The organism is Rhodococcus sp. IEGM 1408, assembly GCF_033142235.1.
In the GTDB taxonomy this organism is placed as follows: Bacteria; Actinomycetota; Actinomycetes; order Mycobacteriales; family Mycobacteriaceae; genus Dietzia.
On the sequence record NZ_JAWLRW010000042.1, the window covers coordinates 1 to 640 of the forward strand.

1 protein-coding gene is annotated in these 640 nt (G+C 69.8%); it reads right to left on the reverse strand.

From position 1 onward, the window contains the following. Nucleotides 1-640, reverse strand: a 640-nt coding sequence (locus R4P08_RS18400) for an IS30 family transposase (protein ID WP_317815309.1), incomplete at both ends; no start/stop codon positions are given.

The following is a 640-nucleotide window of genomic DNA, read 5'->3' on the forward strand; positions in this document are numbered from 1 at the left end:
GGTGAGCACGTCGTTGACCGTGGCACTGTCCCGGCACCCGGGCAGTCGGCCGATCAGCACGTAGCGGGTGTGCCGTTCGACCAGGGTGACGAGCCCGGAGTTGTTCGGGCCCACGACCAGATCGCCCTCCCAGTGGCCGGGCACGGCACGGTCTTCGACCTCGGCCGGCCGGTCGGAAAGGCGAGCCCCGTGCAGCCACGGGCGGGAGCTGCGGGGCGGCAGCTGGGAGGCGGGAACGCGGGTCTTGCGCCCCGATCGCAGGGCCTTCTCGACCTTCAGCTCTTGCCGCAGTGCACCCTTGCCCTGAACGTAAAGGGCCTGGTAGATCGTCTCGTGTGACACGTGTAGCTCCGGCTGATCGGGGAACACCAACCGCAACTCCCCGGCGACCTGCTGAGGCGAGAATTTCCGGTTCAACCGGGCGATGACCTCGCTGCGGAGCTGCGTGGCCTCCAGCTTGCCCGGCCGGCAGCGCGTGCGCTTGCCAAGGGCCAGGTGGTGGGCCAGCCTGGCGTCGTAGCGCTTCTTGCCCCAGTGCTCCAACGAGTGGGCAGCAAGCTCCCGGCAGACCGTCGAGGCGGCCACCCCCAGACCCCGGGCGATCGCCCTGATCCCCGCCGGGATCGGCAGGTCACACATG